At 67.6% G+C, this 18,169-nt stretch carries 19 protein-coding genes; 8 read left to right on the forward strand and 11 right to left on the reverse strand.

Annotated elements, in window-relative coordinates:
• Nucleotides 1–53 precede the first annotated feature (53 nt).
• Together EPO55_RS23680 and EPO55_RS23685 are read right to left on the reverse strand one after the other, a co-directional pair.
• The gene (locus EPO55_RS23680; RefSeq protein WP_296339889.1) at nucleotides 54–1,235 is read right to left on the reverse strand and encodes a URC4/urg3 family protein; all 1,182 of its coding nucleotides are present in this window, start codon (nucleotides 1,233–1,235) and stop codon (nucleotides 54–56) included.
• Complete coding sequence (locus tag EPO55_RS23685; RefSeq protein ID WP_296339890.1) at nucleotides 1,232–2,467, reverse strand: GTP cyclohydrolase II; 1,236 nt, start codon at nucleotides 2,465–2,467, stop codon at nucleotides 1,232–1,234. The genes EPO55_RS23680 and EPO55_RS23685 overlap by 4 nt, the downstream gene beginning before the upstream one ends.
• A gap of 88 nt (nucleotides 2,468–2,555) precedes the next feature.
• On the opposite strand from EPO55_RS23685, the gene EPO55_RS23690 reads away from it, so the two are divergent.
• Complete coding sequence (locus EPO55_RS23690; protein WP_296339892.1) at nucleotides 2,556–3,029, forward strand: hypothetical protein; 474 nt, start codon at nucleotides 2,556–2,558, stop codon at nucleotides 3,027–3,029.
• Nucleotides 3,030–3,084: 55 nt separating this feature from the next.
• Here the strand turns inward: EPO55_RS23690 and EPO55_RS23695 are convergent, their stop codons facing one another.
• Entirely contained in the window at nucleotides 3,085–3,993 is a 909-nt protein-coding gene (locus EPO55_RS23695; RefSeq protein ID WP_296339894.1) for an LLM class flavin-dependent oxidoreductase, read from the reverse strand.
• Nucleotides 3,994–4,039: 46 nt separating this feature from the next.
• On the reverse strand, nucleotides 4,040–4,885 hold the full coding sequence (locus tag EPO55_RS23700) for a methyltransferase domain-containing protein (RefSeq protein WP_296339895.1): 846 nt from the start codon (nucleotides 4,883–4,885) through the stop codon (nucleotides 4,040–4,042).
• A gap of 80 nt (nucleotides 4,886–4,965) precedes the next feature.
• Between EPO55_RS23700 and EPO55_RS23705 the strand changes: the two genes are divergently transcribed.
• Nucleotides 4,966–5,358 (forward strand): LysR family transcriptional regulator, encoded by a 393-nt coding sequence (locus EPO55_RS23705; protein WP_296339897.1) that lies wholly within the window; start codon nucleotides 4,966–4,968, stop codon nucleotides 5,356–5,358.
• 1 nt (nucleotide 5,359) lies between these two features.
• On the opposite strand, the gene modA is transcribed toward EPO55_RS23705, so the two are convergent.
• The 3 genes from modA to EPO55_RS23720 form a co-directional block, all read right to left on the reverse strand.
• The gene (gene modA / locus EPO55_RS23710) at nucleotides 5,360–6,139 is read right to left on the reverse strand and encodes a molybdate ABC transporter substrate-binding protein (protein WP_296339898.1); all 780 of its coding nucleotides are present in this window, start codon (nucleotides 6,137–6,139) and stop codon (nucleotides 5,360–5,362) included.
• A gap of 78 nt (nucleotides 6,140–6,217) precedes the next feature.
• Nucleotides 6,218–6,793 (reverse strand): peptidoglycan-binding protein, encoded by a 576-nt coding sequence (locus EPO55_RS23715; protein ID WP_296339900.1) that lies wholly within the window; start codon nucleotides 6,791–6,793, stop codon nucleotides 6,218–6,220.
• 63 nt (nucleotides 6,794–6,856) lie between these two features.
• Nucleotides 6,857–8,269: an MmgE/PrpD family protein gene (locus EPO55_RS23720; protein ID WP_296339901.1), complete on the reverse strand. Its 1,413-nt coding sequence runs from the start codon at nucleotides 8,267–8,269 to the stop codon at nucleotides 6,857–6,859.
• Between the two features lie 168 nt (nucleotides 8,270–8,437).
• Here EPO55_RS23720 and EPO55_RS23725 point away from each other — a divergent pair, with 168 nt between their 5' ends.
• The 4 genes from EPO55_RS23725 to EPO55_RS23740 all read left to right on the forward strand — a co-directional run bounded on the left by EPO55_RS23725 (nucleotide 8,438) and on the right by EPO55_RS23740 (nucleotide 11,232).
• Complete coding sequence (locus tag EPO55_RS23725; protein ID WP_296339902.1) at nucleotides 8,438–8,797, forward strand: response regulator; 360 nt, start codon at nucleotides 8,438–8,440, stop codon at nucleotides 8,795–8,797.
• A gap of 37 nt (nucleotides 8,798–8,834) precedes the next feature.
• Nucleotides 8,835–10,268, forward strand: coding sequence for a PAS domain-containing protein (locus EPO55_RS23730; protein WP_296339904.1), 1,434 nt, complete (start codon nucleotides 8,835–8,837; stop codon nucleotides 10,266–10,268).
• Between the two features lie 355 nt (nucleotides 10,269–10,623).
• Nucleotides 10,624–10,749: a hypothetical protein gene (locus EPO55_RS23735; RefSeq protein ID WP_296339905.1), complete on the forward strand. Its 126-nt coding sequence runs from the start codon at nucleotides 10,624–10,626 to the stop codon at nucleotides 10,747–10,749.
• 78 nt (nucleotides 10,750–10,827) lie between these two features.
• Nucleotides 10,828–11,232, forward strand: coding sequence for a cupin domain-containing protein (locus tag EPO55_RS23740; RefSeq protein ID WP_296339906.1), 405 nt, complete (start codon nucleotides 10,828–10,830; stop codon nucleotides 11,230–11,232).
• Here EPO55_RS23740 and EPO55_RS23745 read toward each other — a convergent pair whose 3' ends face one another.
• Both EPO55_RS23745 and EPO55_RS23750 read right to left on the reverse strand, forming a co-directional pair.
• On the reverse strand, nucleotides 11,233–11,655 hold the full coding sequence (locus EPO55_RS23745) for a hypothetical protein (protein ID WP_296339907.1): 423 nt from the start codon (nucleotides 11,653–11,655) through the stop codon (nucleotides 11,233–11,235). It abuts the gene before it with no gap.
• 207 nt (nucleotides 11,656–11,862) lie between these two features.
• Nucleotides 11,863–13,371: a hypothetical protein gene (locus EPO55_RS23750; RefSeq protein ID WP_296339908.1), complete on the reverse strand. Its 1,509-nt coding sequence runs from the start codon at nucleotides 13,369–13,371 to the stop codon at nucleotides 11,863–11,865.
• 86 nt (nucleotides 13,372–13,457) lie between these two features.
• On the opposite strand from EPO55_RS23750, the gene EPO55_RS23755 reads away from it, so the two are divergent.
• Nucleotides 13,458–14,522, forward strand: a complete 1,065-nt coding sequence (locus EPO55_RS23755; protein ID WP_296339909.1) for an LLM class flavin-dependent oxidoreductase — start codon at nucleotides 13,458–13,460, stop codon at nucleotides 14,520–14,522.
• A 15-nt stretch (nucleotides 14,523–14,537) separates the two neighbouring features.
• Here EPO55_RS23755 and EPO55_RS23760 read toward each other — a convergent pair whose 3' ends face one another.
• Nucleotides 14,538–14,978: a DUF3617 family protein gene (locus EPO55_RS23760; protein WP_296339910.1), complete on the reverse strand. Its 441-nt coding sequence runs from the start codon at nucleotides 14,976–14,978 to the stop codon at nucleotides 14,538–14,540.
• Nucleotides 14,979–15,102: 124 nt separating this feature from the next.
• On the opposite strand from EPO55_RS23760, the gene EPO55_RS23765 reads away from it, so the two are divergent.
• Entirely contained in the window at nucleotides 15,103–16,746 is a 1,644-nt protein-coding gene (locus tag EPO55_RS23765) for an NAD(P)/FAD-dependent oxidoreductase (RefSeq protein WP_296339911.1), read from the forward strand.
• Here the strand turns inward: EPO55_RS23765 and clcA are convergent.
• The gene (clcA, locus tag EPO55_RS23770; protein WP_296339912.1) at nucleotides 16,712–18,142 is read right to left on the reverse strand and encodes a H(+)/Cl(-) exchange transporter ClcA; all 1,431 of its coding nucleotides are present in this window, start codon (nucleotides 18,140–18,142) and stop codon (nucleotides 16,712–16,714) included. The genes EPO55_RS23765 and clcA overlap by 35 nt on opposite strands.
• Nucleotides 18,143–18,169: the final 27 nt, after the last annotated feature.

Genomic DNA, 18,169 nt, shown 5'->3' on the forward strand with positions numbered 1-18,169 from the left:
AAGGCCCCTCGCTTCGCTCGGGATGACAACTTGGCCTTAGTGACAACCATGACTCAAAAAACCGTCCCGTCGCTCTCCACGGCGATCGGCGGACCGCCGTCCTTGCGGCGTTCCGCGGCGAGCGCGCGGCCGGCGAACCAGGTGCCGGCCTCCAGCACCTTCACCAGCGGCAGGCTCGCGGCATCCATCCCGAGATGCTTCCGCACATGCTCGGCCACCTGGTCGAGCAGCGCCACGGTGAGCGCCCGCCATTCGACGATCGCCTCGTCGCCGGGCGCGAAGACCTTCTCCAGCAGCGCCTTCTGCTTGGGCCTGAGCGCGCCCGAATCGACCAGCAATCCGCCGTTGCGATATTCCGGCAGGCCGGTCAGCGCATCGAGTTCGACCACTTTCAGCCCCGCACCCTGCAGCGGCTCGACGATGGAATAGCTCATCCATTGCGAGAGCTTGTGGAATGGCACCAGCCCGACCGTCGGATGGCGCCACACGTCGCCCAATGGCACGCCGTCGAGTTCGAGCCGCGATGGCCAGATCGACGCGAGCCTGTCGAGCAGCACGGCCAGGATCGACTCGGCTTTCACGTCAGGTCCGCCCCCCGTTCCCTGCGCGAGAAGATCGAACAGCGCGCCCGGCCGTTCGAGCCCGACACCGCCCAGCTTGCGCAACAGGCCGGCGCGGCCTTCCAACCCGAGCAGCGAATTGTGGCCACGGACCTGGAAGCCCATGGCGATGTCGTTCGGCGTCAGCCGGGCCAGACGCTCGGCGTCGACACGCAGCGGATCGTTCTTCGAATCGCGGCTGAAGGCGCCGTTGGCAAACATGTTGAAGCTCGCCACCGCCAGCCCCTCGGAACGCATGAAGGACTGGCCGCTCGCCGACTCCTTGTACGACCACAGCCCGCCGGCGCCGGCATCGAGCAGCACCGAGACGACGGCGAGATCGATGCGCCGTCGGGCGATCTCCTCCCTGGGCAGGTCCTTCATGCGCTCGGCCAGCGCCGCCCATCGGTCGCGGCCACCGACCTCGAAGTGCCGCCAGCGCGAATGGAAGGGAATCTTCGTGGGATCGCGGAAGCGCTGGCGCGTCACCTTCAGCGTGGCCTGCACCGCGGCCTCTAGCCCCGCCGCATCCAGCGCGAACCACGGCGACTGCCCGTTCTCGACATGCCGCAACACGAGCCCTGCCCGCTCGCGAATCGCGGCGGGCGTGCGGAGCCAGGTGACTGAATCGGTCACTCGTCCAACCCCCGCCCCTTCGGCCGCGCGAGTTCGTTCGAGCCGGGCTTGGTCGCGCTGAAATAGCCCGCCGCCTTCTTGGCATCCATCTCGACCTGGGCGTCGGCGGGGATCAATTCGTCGGGGATCGCCACCTGCTCGACGATCTCGATGCCCTGCTCGCGCAGCGCGTCGGATTTCAGGTTGCTCATCGAGGCGAAGCGGTCGATGCGCGAGATACCAAGCCAATGAAAGAGGTCGGGCATCAGCTCCTGGAAGCGCATGTCCTGGACGCCGGCCACGCATTCGGTGCGGTTGAAGTACTGCGCCGCCGAATCGCCACCGGGCTGGCGCTTGCGCGCGTTGTAGACCAGGAACTTGGTGACCTCGCCCAGCGCCCGGCCTTCCTTGCGATTGTAGATGACGACGCCCAACCCGCCCTGCTGCGCCATCTCGATGCAGATTTCTATGCCGTGCGCGAGATAGGGCCGGCAGGTGCAGATGTCGGAGCTGAAAACGTCGGAGCCGTTGCACTCGTCGTGGAGGCGGCAGGCGATCTTCGTCTCGGGCTTGCCGATCTTTTCCATGTCGCCGAAGAAATAGATCGTGGCGCCGCCGATCGGTGGCAGGAACAGTTCCAGATCGGGCCGCGTCACCAGCTCGGTGTACATGCCGCCGGTCTGCTCGAACAACGTGCGGCGCAGATCGACCTCGGGCACGCCGAAGCGCTCGGCGATGCCGGGCAGCCACCACACCGGTTCGACCGCGGCCTTGGTCACCCGCACCTCACCGTTCTTCTTCAGGATGTCGCCGTCAGGTTTCAGGCGCCCGGCATCGATGGCGTCCTTGATCTCGGGCATGGTGATGTGCGCCTTGGTGACGGCGATGGTGGGGCGGATGTCCCAGCCCGCCTTCAGTTTGTCGGCGAACACCGAGGCCACGAGATGGCCCCAGGGATCGAGCGAGACGATCTTCTTGGGATCGAACCAGGCCTCGAACGGGCCGATATGCTCGGCCGGTGACGTGTCGGTAAAATCAGGCCGATGATCGGCCTTGAGCTCATGCGCGGCAATGGCCAGCGCGCGATAGATGCCGTAGCTGCCGGAATGCACGCCGATGGCGTTGCGCTTGGTGGGATCGGCCACCGTGCCCACGACCGGCCCGCGAACGGCGGGATCGCGCGCGCCCCACACCACCGGCGGCGCCTGCACGCCGCCCTGGGAGGGATGGGTATTCAGTCTGATATGAGCCATGTGCTTTCCAGATCGCCAAACGCCGGGAAAGCGGCGCATTGTAAGGCGCGGGGCGCAAGAAAGAAAGAGACGTCCCGAAGGGGGCATCATGGCATTCACATACCGTGCAGGACCGGCGTTGATTGCGCTTTTGCTGTTGCTGGCGAGCCCGGCCGCGGCTCAGCAGACGTGGCCCGTGCTGGCAAAGATGGGTGTCGGCGGCACCTGGGCAGCGGTCTGTACCGAGGACGTCAGCGACTCGAACTGGTTCCACACCTACTACGGCGACAAGAGCGGCGTGGCGCGGCGCCGGGCCGATCGCGGCGGAGACCTGCCTTCACTCAACAGCACGATCGACAGCTCGCAGAATTTGACGCCCACCACTTTCTTGATGCGCATCCGCAACGACGATGCCGGCTGGGGAGCGAACGACCAGGTGGCGTACGACGTGATCGCCGAGATCACCCCGCGCGGCCTGCGCTCGCTCTCCTCGACACGGACGAGCGACGGCAAGCAGTTCATCAAGGATGGCAAGTTCACGGCGAACGGCAATCCGGTGAGGCTGTTCCATCGATGCAAGTGACTGAGCGAACGGCCAGAACGGCTTGGCCACTGGAATTCGAGATGCGGCCTTGCCGTCAACCGAACGTGGCAAAGACCTCCTCGATCGCCTTCAGCTGATTGCCGGCCGCCGAGGAGGGCACCAGGATCGGCGTGTGCACGCCCGCCGCGCGCCAGGCGGCGACGCCCTCGCGCACTTTTGCCGCCGGCCCGAACAGCGTGTTGTCGGCAAGCCATTTGTCGGTGAGATACTTCGGCACGTCGTCGCGGCGTCCTTCCGCGATCGCCTTCTCGATCGCGTCCATTTCCTCGACGTAGCCGGCCTCTTTCCAGTAATTCCGGTAATTCGGCAGGAACGCATAGTTACTTAAGGTGCGCCGGTTCACCGCCCGCGCGGCCTCGACATCGTCGCTGATGCAGGTCGGGATCATGTTGCCGATGAAGAAGTCCGGATCGTTGCGCTTGGCCGCCGGCAGTGCGGCCATCGACTGGGCCATGTGCGACAGGCAGACATTGGCGAAGATCACGCCCTGGGCGAGCTCACCCGCCAGCGCCACCATTTTCTTGCGCAACGCCGCCACGATGACGGGCGGCAAGGCGCCGTAGCCCTCCTCAGCACGGAACTTTTCGATGAAGGCGCGCGTGTCGGCCAGCGGCTTGCCCGGCGTCACGCCCATCCGTACGTAGGATGGGCCGTGCGCGATGCCGATGCCGAGGCGAAACCGTCCGCCGGAAACCTCGTGCATCATCGCTGCACTCTGTGCGAAATCGACAATGGTGCGCTGATAGATCGGCGCAATCGCAGTGGCGAAGGGGATCGAAACAGTGTTCCACGCCAGCGCCTCGCAGGTCGACATGCCGCCGGTCGGGCTCGGCACGTAGATCCCGGCGAACCCCTTGCGTTCGGCCTCCTGGGCCAGTTCGATCGTGCGGCGGCGGCGCCCGGGCATGGCGATCAGGCACAGGGCGGGAAGCGGTTCTGACATGGTGATGTTTCCCTCGACTGACGTTGGGCGGACGATTCCGGTCACCCTACCGCCGCACCGCCATCGCCACCAACCGCCGCCCCTGCTGGACGATCCCCTCCGGCGTCATGAGCGCCGCCAGCTTGGCGGCCATCGCCGCGCGCGCCGCGGGCCGCAGCTCGGGCGGCAGGTGGCCGAGCAGATTGCCGAACGAGCTCGCCTCGGAGAAGCGGACCGCCGCCTCGGGCGTGGCGTGCACCTGCGCGCTCGGCCGCACCTCGATCCGCGTCGGCATGAAACCCGCCGCCACCAGCAGCGCGCGCATCTCCCCGGCGTCGACCTGGGAGACGAAGCTGCCGCGCGGCCGCGGATAGCGGTCGAACGGCGGTTCGGCCATCGCCCGCGCCATCGCCTCGTACACCGGATGGCGGGCGCCGCCGGCGGCATTGGGCGGGCGCGTGCTGATGCCGATCCGCCCGCCCCGCCGCAGCACGCGCGCGAACTGGACCAGCGCGCGCGGCTTGTCGGGCAGCCAGTGGAAAACGGCATTCAGCACCACCACGTCGAAGCCCGCCTCCGGCAACGCGCCGAGGTCGTTGGCGTCGCCCACCTCGAAGGCGAGATTGGCCAAGGTCCTTGCCTGCGCGACCTCGATGCGCAGCGGCAACGGATCGATACCGAGCACGCGGCCATCAGGCCCGACGAGGCCGGCGATGTGTTCGGCCAGCAGGCCGGTGCCGCAACCGATGTCGAGCACGCGCTCGCCCGCGCCGATGGCGAGATCGGCGGCCAGCCGCTTGCCTGTTTCGAACTGGCGCGAGGCGCTCAGCTTCTCGTAGTCGGCTGCCAGTTCGCCGCTGTCATGCGCCATGGACGGCGCACCGGCCGTCGGGGCTTTCGAGGTCGCGGTCATCGCGCTCTCCTCCTGCCTCATCGGGTATTGCTTAGCGCACACGGCTGGCCTTCCACCACATCCCGCCACATAATCGTGCAATGGCACGTGGACCCGCCAAACCGACCGCGAAGGCCGCCGCCAAGACCTCGCTGCATCTCCGGATCGATTTCGGCGACGAACGCTCGATCGGCCCCGGCAAGATCCGTCTGCTCGAGTTGATCATCGAGACCGGCTCGATTTCCGCTGCCGGCCGGGCGCTGGCGATGTCGTACCGCCAGGCGTGGCTGCTGGTCGACGAGCTCAACCGCATGTTCCGCGAGCCCGTGGTGATCGCCCAGACGGGCGGCGGCGGCGGCGGTGGCACGATCGTGACCGGGACAGGCCGCGACATCGTCCGCCTCTATCGCGAGATGGAGCGCCGCGCTCAGGGCGCCTCGACCGCCGAGATCCGCGCCCTGTCGCGGCGGCTCGGCCCGGCGCCCGCCAGATAGATCACTTCAGGACGACAAAGCCCTGCTTCTCGAAGAACGGCCGTGCCGCCGGCGATTTCAGGTAGGCCGCGAACGCTTCGGCGTCGGGGTTGGTCGACCTCGCCAGCAGCGCCATCGGATAGATGATCGGCGGATGGCTGCCGGCCGGAAACGTGCCCACGATCCGGACGTTGGGATCGGCCGCGGCATCCGTGCGGTAGACGATGCCGAGCGGCGCCTCGCCGCGCGACACCAGGGTCAGCGCCATCCGCACGTTCTCGGCCTGGGCGACGCGGGCCGCCACCGACGGCCAGACCCCCAGCGACTCGAGGGCGGCCTTGCCGTACTTTCCGGCGGGCACGGCGTCGATGTTGGCCATCGCCAGCCGGCCCTCGCCAAGGGCTGCGCGCAAGGCAAAGTCCTTGTCGATCCGGAGCTCGGTCTTCGAGTCCCTGGCCGCGATCAGCACGATCTCGTTGCCGAGGAAATCGGAACGGCTCGCCGGCTTGATCAGCTTGTGCTCCGCGACGTAGTCCATCCACGGGATATCGGCGGAGATGAACAGGTCGGCGGGAATCCCGGCTTCGATCTGCCGGGCGAGCGCCGGGCTGGCGGCGTAGGAGGTCTTGGTGGCCTTGCCGGTCTGCATCGCCCAGGCGGCCGAAGCATCATCGAGGGCATTCTTGAGGCTGGCCGCGGCGAGGACCACGACGGCGTCCTTCGACTGGGCCATGGCCGGCGCAACGGACGTCAGCAGAAGGCCCGCCGTCACGGCGAGCAGGGCGCGGCGTCCAAGCGGCATTGTGATCTTCTCCCCGGGCCCTTCGATATATCCATTTGGATATATCGGATCACGCAGGACTTCCAGTCCCTTGCCCGGTCAGTTGGCCGTTGAAGCGCACTTCTTCTTGAGCGCCTCGAACAGTCCCTCGGTGACCTCGCCGGTCTCGGCCTCGCCTGAAGCGAGCTGGAACTCGCGGATCGCCGTGCGCGTCTGCGGTCCCACCGTGCCGTTGGTGGTGCCGCGGTAGTAGCCGAGGTGGCGCAGCAGCACCTGGACGGCCTGGGCCTGGTCCGTCCTGTCGGCGGGCCAGCGGCCGAAGTCGACTTTGCACTCGGTCTTCGGCGGCTCGGGCTTCTTCTCGGCCGTGTCGGCCGGCGGCGGCCCAGGCTCCAGCTTGAGGGCAGACTCCTGCCTGGCCGGCGCCTCCGACTGGGGTTCCGACGGACGCGGCGGCAGCTTCAGCGATCGGGCAGTGCGCGCGGTTTCGGCCGGGGCGGCCGGCGGGATCGCAAGCGACGTGCGGTCGCTCCCCGGCAGGCCCGAAAAGCCGGCCCGCCCACCCGTCCAGACGGCAAAGGCGGCCACGGCGAGCAACGCCAGGACAACCCCGTAAGCCACATAGGGCATCAGGGGCCTGCTCGTGCCTTCCGCCTTGCCGGAAGCCGTCGCCATGAAACTGCTTTCCCTTTCCTCCGGAATTCCTCTTTTGGACGCTAGCGGGCGCCGCGGCCGCCTTCAACGGCCCGGACGAGCACCGGGACTGGGGCCGGGACTGGGACCAGGACTGGCCGCCAGCATGGCGAGGAGGCGGACGTCCGCCATCTCCTCCAGCCGGTCCACGGCCTCGACCAGCCGCGCCGCCGTCCCGGGCGCCAGCGGCTCGGCGCTGAAGGCAAGGCAGCGATCGAACTTTTCCAGATGCTGCTGCTGCGTGAGCGGGCGCGCCGGATGGGCGAGCATGGTCTCGCCACGCCAGCTGAGCGCGCGGCCGTCGTTCAGGCGAACAACCACGGTCTGCGGCGCCAGCGCGTTGGGATCGGTCGTGCCGTCGTCGCGGGTCTCGACGCGCGCCGCCAGAGCGTAGGTTTCCGGATCGGCCAGGGCCTCGCCGCGGAAATGCGCGAGGTCGAGCGCGCCATGCTGCAGGGTCTTGGCGATGGCGTAGGCCATGCAGAGGCGGGCATAGCTGGCGCCGGCGTCAGGCCTGGGCGGCCGGCCGACCAGGCGCACGATCAGGGGCGGCGCGATCACTTCGACGCGGGCGACATCGGCGGCGCCAAAGCCGTGTTCTGCGCGCAGCACCCGCACCCCTTCGATGCCGCCATGGGTGGCGCGCCCGGCGGGAAACGGCTTGTGGCTGAACTCGGCCATGCGCCACTGCCGGCCGAGGCTCGCGAGCACCGGCTCGAGGTCGTACGTGCCCTCGAACAGCGGCAGGTATCCGTAAGCGCCCTCGAACACCGCGCGCGCGGCGCTGAAGCCCAGGGTCGCCATCTCGCAGGACTGCAGCGCGGCGCGGGTGTTGAAGGCGATCTGCACCGGCAGGATCGGGCTGCCCTCGGTGTGCGCCTGCATCGTGCCGCTGGCCTGGGCGAGCTGCCAGGCGAAGGCTGCTTCCAGCGTCGACCGGTCGAGGCCGAGCAGGCGGCCTGCCGCCGCCACCGCGCCGAAGCCGCCGGCGGTGCCGGGGCGGAAGAAGCGAAAGCCCGAGCGCGAGGCGAGGCCGAGGCCGGCGGCGATGTCGACGCCGACCGCCACTGCCGTGATCAGTTCGGCGCCGCTCGCGCCGCCCCTGAGCTCGGCCGCCGCAAGGGCTGCCGGCAGGACGGCGGCCATGGCATGCGCCACCGCGCCCTCGTGCAGGCAGTCGTATTCCTGGTTGTGCATCTGCCAGGCGTTGAGGAAGGCGGCGGCGTGGGCGGCGAGCCGCACCGAGCGGCCCCACACCGGAACTGCAACCTGGCCAGGCGCACCGCCCCAGCCGGCCGCCACCTTGAGCAGCCCCTCGCCGCCTTCGACCGAGGAACCGGCGATGCCGACGCCCATGCTGTCGAGCACGAAGACCTTTGCCCGCGCAACCGCCGCCTCCGGCAGGTCGGCGAAGCGCGTGCCCAGGGCATGGGCGGCGAAGCGGGCGGCGGCGGTCATCGGCTACGTTCCTTCCGGCCCCGGGGCCAAAGCCTTGAAATCACGGGAAAATAAAAACCCATGCGAGATGAAAATAAATCTTCTGCCGAGCGGAACCTCCGGGCCCGCCGTCGCTTATGTCCTATGCCAGGGGAACGGCAGAAAAGCAGAAAAAGAGTGGTGATACCCGTGATCCTGATTGTCGAAGACGAAATGATCGTCCGTCTGGTGGCCGAAATGACCATCCGCGGTCAGGGCTACAAGACGCTGTCGGCCGGCGACGTCGACGAGGCGCTCGAGTTCCTGCGCTCGCCCCAGCACATCAGTGCGCTCTTCACCGATATCTATCTCAAGACGGCGCCGCTCGGCGGCTGCACCCTCGCCCACCAGGCCATCGCGCTTCGGCCCGACCTCAGGGTGCTCTACACCACGGGCAATGCTGCGACCGACCAGATGAAGTCCATGTTCGTCGACAGCGCCCACTTCCTGCCCAAGCCCTACTCCGACGACCAGCTTCGGAATTCGATTCAGGGGTTGCTCGCCGCGTGATGTCGACGTCGCACCATTCAAGGGGGAAACAAAGGCGATGCCGGATCCAGTCAACGAGTCAGAAGACAAGCCGGTGTCCGAGATCGCCGCCAGCGACATCGTCGAGACGATCCCCAGCGCGCTGATCATCCTCGACCGGCATCTCAACATCACATCGGCCAATCGCGCCTTCTACCAGACCTTCCGCACCAGCCCCCGCGAGACCGAGGGCAGCCAGATCTACGAGCTGGGCAACCGGCAATGGGACATACCGGCGCTGCGCACGCTGCTGGAGAGCGTGATCCCCCATCGCGCCTCGGTCGAAGGCTTCGAGGTCGAGCACGATTTCCCAACGATCGGCCGGCGCACCATGCTGGTCAATGCGCGCAAGATCTTCAGTCCCGGCGCCCATGACGGCTCCATCCTGCTCGCCATCGAGGATGTCAGCGAGGAGCGCGCTGCCCGGGCCGAGAGCAAGAACATCTGGCGGCTGACCCAGAGCATCGTCGACACGATCCGCGACCCGCTGGTCGTACTCGAAAACGACATGACGATCGTGACGGCCAGCAAGGCGTTCTTGACGATGTTCGGCATCACCGAGGCCGAGACGCGCGGCCGGCGCGTGGCCGACCTCGGCCAGCACCAATGGGACGTTCCGGCGCTTCGCCATCTGATGGAGAAGGTGCTGCCGGAGAACAAGCCGATCGAGAGTTTCGAAATCGAGGACGACTTCCCCGGTCTCGGGCGCCGCGTCTTCAACCTCAACGCCCGCAAGATCTCCCAGCCCGGCAACCATGCCAACCGCATGCTGCTGGTCTTCGAGGACATCACCGACCGCAAGCAGCGCGAGCGCGACGCGCTCAGCCTCGCCAACGAGATCTCGCACCGGATCAAGAACAACCTGCAGATCGTGGTCGGCCTGATCGCCTACGAGGTCAACTTCACCGCAGCGCCCTGCGTCCAGGGCTACCGGGCCATGCAGGCCCGCATCGGCGCCATCGCCCAGCTCTACGACCTGATCTCGCACTCGAGCCACGGCCGGGCCATCGACGTGGGTGACTATCTGCGGGAAATCGCCAGGACCATGTCGGCCAGCCTGCTGGGCGACAGCTCGGGCATCGTCATCGAGGTCAAGGCCGAGGCTCTGGACATCGACTCCGACCGCGCCGTGCCGTTCGGCCTCCTGGTCAACGAACTGGCGACCAATGCCATCAAGCACGCCTTTCCCGGCGGGACCGGAAAGGTCGTGTTGAGCGTCGAGCGCGTGGGCGACCAGATCGAGCTCGTCGTCGCCGACGACGGCGTCGGCATGCCGGACAAGGATGCGGCCGAGGGTCATGAGACACGCGGCTCCGACTACGTGGCGATCTTCGTGCGCCAGCTCGGTGGCACGGTCGTCCTGGCGCCGGCGGCAAAAGCCGGAACGACCATCCGGATTCGCCTTCCCTTCCTGCTGGTGCCGCCGGAACACGCCGCACCGCTGGCGGCCTGACGCCGCCGGGTTTGCCTGCGCCGATTAGCGCACATGAACTGCAATAAATAACATTGCGCTTATAGTGCAGTAATAATAAGCCTGTTCCGTGGGAAGGGAACCGTTCCCGCCGGAGCCGCGTGGGGCGCGTCCGGCGCGGCGGATCCATCGTTTCGTTTGCTCAAACTCGATGGAGGGTATCGTGAAGAAGTCGTTTGTCTTTTTAGGTGTCGTTGCCCTGCTGACCGGCTCCGCCGTGGCCCAGTAACAGCCGCAGGCGGCGATCCCGCTCAAGGCCTGCATATCGCAGTACGCCGACGCGCCCGGCCGCACGCCGGCCGGCCTGATCGCCACCGGCTACGACATCAAGGCCGCGGTGCCGGGCGGGCTGTGGCTGCAGAAGGACCGCGACGTCTTCTACTGCAACTCCGCCGGCCGTCTCGAGGAGAAGCAGTCGCTGTGCTGGCAGTTGCGCGAGCCGGCGGCTGGCGGACTCTGCTGACGCTCGCCTTGCCGACGGGCTTCTGCTGACTTGGGGGCCCGTCGGGGGCATGCTGTCCGGTGAAAAACGGAGGAAGCCATGCCCGACAGCCACGCACCTGCCGCCGCCACGAGCATCGTCAATCATCTCGGCCCCGACTCGTTCGAAAAGGACGGGCTGCGGCCGTTCTTCGAATACCGGCCGCTCGGCCTGAAGGAGCTGACCGGCGGCAAGGTCGGCGCACACGTGATCCGCGCCAAGCCCGGCAAGCACGCTGATGCGCCGCGCCACACCCACACGCTCTCCTTCCAGTTCGTCTATGTGCTGAAGGGCTGGGCAATCTTCGAGTATGAGGGCCACGGCCAGCACAGACTGGTGGCGGGCTCGACCGTCTACCAGCCGCCTGGAATCAAGCACAAGGAGATCGACCACTCCGAGGATTTCGAGGTGCTCGAGATCACCATGCCGGCCGACTTCGAGACCAGGGAAGTTGACGCTGATTAGTCAGCGGTGCGTGACCTGGATGAACTGGTTGTTGGTGTTGGGCCGGTAGCTGATGTCGTAGTGGGCGGCCTTCGGCGTCGCCGCACATGACGCCGCCGTCGCCTGCATGCGCGGCAGGTTGAAGGTCGTCCAGGCATTGCCCTTGGTCATGTCGACGTCGAGCTGGAAGCCGAGTGCCGGTGAACTCTTGGCGGCGTCGGCGTACTTCCAGCAGATCCAGTTCTGATAGCCCGGCTGCAGCTTGAAGTTCTGCCACTGCTGCTCACCCCATTTGTAGCGATAGCTGATGGTGGCCTTGGTGTTGTTGTGAATGCAGGCGCAGCCGTGCGTGGTGTTCTGGGCCTGGGCGCCGGCGGTGCCGAGACCAAGGACAAGAACAAGAGCCGCCAGCGCGGCCGTGAGGAAAGCTCTCAACCCCGACATCAAAGTCCCCCGACTTTCTTCATTAACGCTGCGGTAAAATCTGATCGAAAAAATAGAGCAATTCCAGCGCATCGTTCGCGACCTCAAGAAATCGTGAGTTTGCGTCCTGGATGCAATTATTTAGACTCCGGACGCCGCGCGGTCGCCAGCGGAGCCGATCCCTTATTTCTTGGGGAGGGCCGGTTCCGCGGGCGGCCGCCGGCACTGCTAGGCCGGCGGTACCTTGCAGGTGAAGTTGAGCTCCCGCGGCGGTGTCGCGAAAGCGGGATGGCTGGCCGGCATACCCGCTCCCGGATCGGCCTTGGGCCACGCCCCGCTCGCCAGCTTCTTCTCGACCAGCGGCAACAGTTCCTGGAACATCACCCAGCCCTGCAGGCGCACGCCGGTCTGGGTGTTGTGGATGGCATCGACGAACAGGTCGGGATCCCTGGGCATCAGGCGGGCCACGTCGAAGAACGCCAGGTGATGTGTCGTGGCATATTTCTGGAAGACGCGGTTCTCGAAGGCCGCCATCCGTTCGAGGTCGCGGTAGCGGAACGGCGCGTAGCCCTGGTTGAGATACTCCAGGATCGGTCGGTGCCGGATCGGGTTCAGCACCATGCCGTCCTTCACCAGCCAGACGAACGACGCCAGCGCCAGCTCAGCCCCCGTCGCCTCGGTGGCGGCGCGGATGCGGTCGAGATCGCCCAGGATGGTGGAAAGATTGATCGGCAGATCGGGGCGGCCGATGTCGGGATCGCGCTCGTCGATCCCGGCCGGCCATACGAAATCGTAGGCAGGCTTGGGCCATTCGCCGCCATCGCCCGGCACGCCCGCCGGTGCCTCGGTCGCGGCGAGCAGGGTCCTGAGCCGCCGCGCCAGGGTGAAGTGCTTGGCGGCCCCGTCCAGCCAGCGCGTGCGCGGGCTTGGCATCGGCGCCGTCGCGGGACGGGCGCAGGCGTCGGGCCGCGGCACCGCGGGTGCCACGGTGCGGAGATCGAACTGGTTGGCGCCCTCGTAGTAGACGACGAGGTCGGGCCTGAGCGGCGCCACCTCCTGGCGGACGATGGTTTCGATATCGGCCGACCCGATGCTCTCGCGGCCGGCGTTCAGCACCTCGAAGCTGAGGTCGAGCCGCTTCGAGGCGGCCCACAGGTTGAGCCAATGGCCGACGTACTCGGGATATGAAGAAGGGATGTGGTGCGCGCCGATCGTCGTCGAGGCGCCGACGAAGGCGATGCGCACCGTCTTCGGCGTGCGCACGAACGGCACCGGCGGCCCGCGGAAACCGTAGGCGTTGGTGACGAGTCCATTGGGCAGCGTCGCGTTGGGCATGAAGCGGTACCGCGGATGCGGACGTCCATCGGGCGGGTCGTAGACGAACAGGTGCCCCGGCGCCATGCGCAGGTAGCAGTGGCTGCAGGGCTCGCCGACGAAGGCCGAGTTCCACGCCTTGAACATGTCGGCACGGCGCGTGCCCTCGGTGAAGCCGCTGTCCTCGACCCGCCGCACGAGATCGTACCACTCGGGCGGCGCCTTGCCGCGGTTGGGCAGCGGCGGCGGATCATCGAAGTACCAGGCGCGCTGGACGCCGGCGGCCCGCGGGATCTCGTCGAGGCGTTGCGCCACGTCGGCGGCGTCGCTCATCTCCATCCAGCGGGCGATGCCTTCGGCTGCGACGGTGCAAAGCGCGATCGACACCAGCACCAGCAGAGCGTTCTTGAGTAAATTGCGCAAAGATGTTCGCCGGAATGAGTTCGTCTGGTTAGGGTGTTAGTACGTTCGGCCGCCGGGGAGAAGAGGCGGCGCTGCAGGGAGAATTCATGAAGTTCGGCTGGCTTACGCTTGCAATGTCGCCGTCGCCCGACGAGGACGGCGCCCGCATCGACCAGATCCTCGAGCAGGCCTGCCTTGCCGAGGCGCTCGGCTTCGCCGACGTCTGGCTGACCGAGCATTATTTCACCGGCGAGAGCGTCTACAACGACTCGCTGATGTTCGCCGCGGCGCTGGCCGTAAAGACCGAGCGCATCCGCATCGGCTTTGCGGTCGTGCAGACGCCGTTCCACCATCCGGTGCGGCTGGCCGTCCAGCTGGCGCTGCTCGACAATCTCAGCAAGGGCCGCATCGACGTCGGCATCGGCAAGGGCACCGTCTACAACGAGTACGAGTTCGTGGGCCACGGCCTGCGCAGCACCGACAGCCGCGAGCGCATGGAGGAGGCGGTGGAAATCCTCGAGCGCGCCTGGCGCGAGGCGCCGCTCACCTTCGAGGGCAAGTTCCACAAGCTGCACATCCCGGCGCTCCGGCCCAAGCCGGTGCAGCAACCGGGCCCGCCGCTGTGGCGCAGCGTGATCTCGCCCGGCTCCTTCGCCGAGTGCGGGCGTCTTGGCGTGCCGATCCTGACGGCGCGCCTGCCCGTGGCAAAAATCAAGGAGCGCTGGGCGACCTATGCCGCCGGCATCGATGCCGGCGGCCACGATGCGGCGACCAAGGCGCGGCTGCTGGCCAAGAGCGCGCTGTGGCGCAACGTCTACGTGGCAGAATCCGATGCCCGGGCCGAGGACGAGCTGGCGGCGCTGCTGGTCGAGACGCGCGCCCACATGATGCATGTGCGTGAGGCCTACAATCCCGCCGACTTCACGCCCGACCCGGCGACGCTCAATGCCTGGACCGACCCCGCCGTGCCCGATTCGGAAGCCATCCCGTTCGTGCTGTCGACCGGCTCGCTTTACGGCACGCCCGCCCGGGTGCGCGAGCAGGTGGCCGAGTTGCGCGACGTCGGCGTGCAGCACCTGCTCTGCCAGACCGGCTTCGGCGCCATGAGCCACGAACAGAACGTCGCCTCGATGCGCCGCTTCGGCGAACAGGTGATGCCGGCGTTCGGGTAGTTCTTCGCGCGTGTTCTAGCAATCGCCGACGCGCTTGCCGCTCAGCGTGCTGCTGCCCTTGAGCGTCGTGCCGGACTTGTCCCTGGCGATCACCTGGCCCAGGCCCTGGTAGCTGGTCGGGCTGAAGGTGATCTCGGCCTTGGCGTCGACGCCGGCCACTTCGTTGTTCGGCGGGCACGACAGGCTGGACTGCAGGACGCCGGGCTGCTTCAGCCCGCCTTCATACTTGCAGCCATGCTGGGCCATCTCCTCGGGCGAGGGAAACAGCAGGCGCTCGAGCTGCGCCTCGTTTGCCTTCAGGCATACCTTGCGCGACGTGGCCGGCATCGGCTGCACGCCTTCCATCGTGGTCTTGTCATTGGTCTCCCACAGGCCGGCCTGGATCGCCGTCTGGGCGCCGGCAGCTCCGGCCGTCAGCGACACCGCGGCCATCGCCAGAACTGCGAACAATTTCATCACTTTCCGCTCCTCGATCATTGCCAGCCGGCAACATAGCGCGGGGATCGCCGTCGTTTCGCTAGAAAGATCGGCGCTATCGCGACATCTTGCCAAAGCCGCCGACCCGTTGGAGGCTTGCGCCATGCCTGATGCTTCACACGCTCCATCTTCTCGCGAGCTCGATGTCGCCATCGTCGGCGGCGGCCTGGGCGGGCTCTACGCCATTCACCGCCTGCGCGGCATGGGCCTCAAGGTCCGTGCCTACGAGGCCGGCTCCGGCGTCGGCGGCACCTGGTTCTGGAACCGCTATCCCGGCGCGCGCTGCGACGTGGAAAGCCTCGAGTATTCCTACAGCTTCTCCGACGAGCTGCAGCAGGAATGGAAGTGGCCGGAGCGCTACGGCAACCAGCCCGAGATCCTGCAGTACATCAATCATGTCGCCGACCGCTTCGACCTGCGCCGCGACGTGCAGCTCGACACCCGCATCGTCTCGGCGCTGTTCGATCAGAAGACCGGCCTGTGGATGCTGCGCACCGACAAAGGCGAAGAGGTGCGCGCCCGCTATTGCGTGATGGCGGCGGGCAACCTGTCGACGCCGCGCGTGCCCGACTTCAAGGGCATCCATGACTTCAAGGGCAAGTGGTACCATTCCGGCCTGTGGCCGCACGAGGGCGTCGACTTCACCGGCTTGCGCGTAGGCGTGGTCGGCACCGGCTCGTCGGGCGTGCAGATGATCCCGCTGATCGCGCGGCAGGCCGAACATCTCACCGTCTTCCAGCGCACTGCCAACTTCAGCCTGCCGGCGCGCAACGGCCCGATGGAGCCGGAGCGCGAAAGCCGCCACAAGGCCGACTATCCTGCCCGTCGGCGCGCCGCCTATGACACGCCGTTCGCGATCGGCGGCTACCCGAAGCCCACCAAGTCGGCGCTGGAAGCCACCGAAGAGGAACGCAACGCCGCCTACGAGGCCAAATGGCAGGAGGGCGGCAGCATCAGCTACCTCTATGCCTACACCGACCTGCTGGTGAACAAGCAGGCCAACGACACCGCCTCGGAGTTCGTGCGCAACAAGATCCGCGGCATGGTGAAGGATCCGGTGACGGCCGAGCTGCTGGCGCCCAAGGACCACCCGATCGGCACCAAGCGGCTGTGCCTCGATACCGGCTACTACGAGACTTATAACCGGGCGAACGTCACCCTGGTCGATGTGCGCAGCGATCCGATCGCCGAGATCACGCCGACGGGACTGCGCACGGGCAAGAAGGAATTCGAGCTCGACGCCATCGTCTTCGCCACCGGCTTCGACGCCATGACCGGCGCCTTGCGCGAGATCGACATCCGCACCTCGGACGGCGCCGTGCTGGCCGACAAGTGGGCGGGCGGGCCCCTCACCTATCTCGGCCTGATGGTCGCGGGCTTTCCCAACATGTTCGTGGTCACCGGCCCCGGCAGCCCCGGGGTGAAGACGCAGATGATCGCCTCGATCGAACAGCACGTCGACTGGATCGCCGGCTGCCTCGATCACCTGCACAAGCAGCAGCTCGATCGCATCGAGCCCGCGGAGCAGGCCGAGAGCGACTGGGTCGGCCACGTCAACGCCGTGGCCGACAGCACGCTCTATCCGCTGGCCAATTCCTGGTATGTCGGCGCCAACATCCCGGGCAAGCCGCGCGTGTTCATGCCTTATGTCGGCGGCTTCGACCGCTACAAGCGGCGTTGCGACGAGGTTGCCTCCAGCGGCTACGAAGGCTTCACCCTCTCCCGCCGCGGCGTCGCCGTCGCTTGATCCGGGTGCGGGCCGCGCGCGGCTTGTCGTCGGTGCCGACCGGCGAGGATGTCTCCGTCGGGTCCGCCGGCGGCGGCGTCTGGCCCGCGAGGCGCAGCGTGCGCTCCAGCAGCAGTTCGTAGATCGGCCGACCGCCCAGCCAGTCGGAGACGACATGCGCGGTGACGCAGGTCACGAGCAGCGGCAGGATCAGCCCATAGGCCCCCGTCAATTCGACCGCCAGCACGACGCCGACCAGCGGCGCGCGGATGGTGGCGGCGAACAGCCCGCCCATGGCGGCGATGGCGACGGCCGCCGCCATCGACGGCGGCACAGCCACGCCGCCTGAAGCCAGCGCGCCTTCCATCAGTATGGCGATGCCGAGGCCGACCGTGGTGGCGAGCGCCAGCATCGGCGAGAAGATGCCGCCCGGCACGCCGACCGGATAGCTCGCCATGGTGCCGGCGAAGCGCAGCACGGCGACCAGCGCCAGGGTGGCGAGCGGCAGGTCGCGCGCCACCAGATGCGGGATCAGCAGTTCGCCGCCGCCGACCGCTTCGGGCAGCACGATGGCGAGCGCGCCGACCGCGGCGCCGACGACCAGGGCCGGCACGAAGGGCACGCGGCGGAAGGTGGCGGCCGTCCAGTCGAGCGCGCCCACGAGGCTGCGGTTGAACACGACGCCGAGGCCGCCGAGGCCGGCACCCAGCAGCACGAAGGCCGGCAGCAGCCAGAGCGGCTGTTCCAGGGCTTCGATGCGCATCGGCGGCGCGGTGCCGCCGACCAGGCCCATGCCCATGGCGCTCGCGGCCGAGGCGCAGATGACTCCGACATAGGAACGGAAGGTGTAGCGGAACTGCTTGCGCGTTTCCTCGACGATGAAAAGGATCGCCGCCAGTGGCGCGTTGAAGGCGGCAGCGAGGCCGGCCGCGGCGCCGGCCGCCAGCAGGCCGCGCATGTCGTCGCGGTCGAGCTTCAGCATCTCGGCCATGGCGGCGGCGATCGCGGCGCCCATGTGGATGGTCGGGCCCTCGCGACCCGCCACCATCCCGGACGAGAGGCCGAGCACGCCGCCCACGAACTTGACCGGCAGGATGCGGCGCCAGCGCACGGTGCGCAGCCCCTCCATCGCGCCCTCGATTTCCTGCACGCCGCTGCCGGCGGCCTCGGGTGCGAAGCGGCGCGTCAGGGCGAAGGCGAGAAGCAGCCCGGTCGCGGCGATCGCCGCGGCCATCAGGATCGTCTCGGTGCCGCTGCCGAAGCGCGCGACCAGCCAGGCCGGCCAGCGCAGCAACGCATCGACGGTGAGATGGAAGGCCGCCCCGACGATGCCCCCGGCCAGGCCACAGAAGCCGGCAATGAAATAGAAGGCGGCGTCGGAAACACGCGAACCCGTCGGTCGGCCGGAAGACTCCATGCGCCGAGAGTATCCAAGTCGGGAGGA

It is taken from the genome of Reyranella sp. (assembly GCF_004296935.1).
Lineage (GTDB): Bacteria > Pseudomonadota > Alphaproteobacteria > Reyranellales > Reyranellaceae > Reyranella.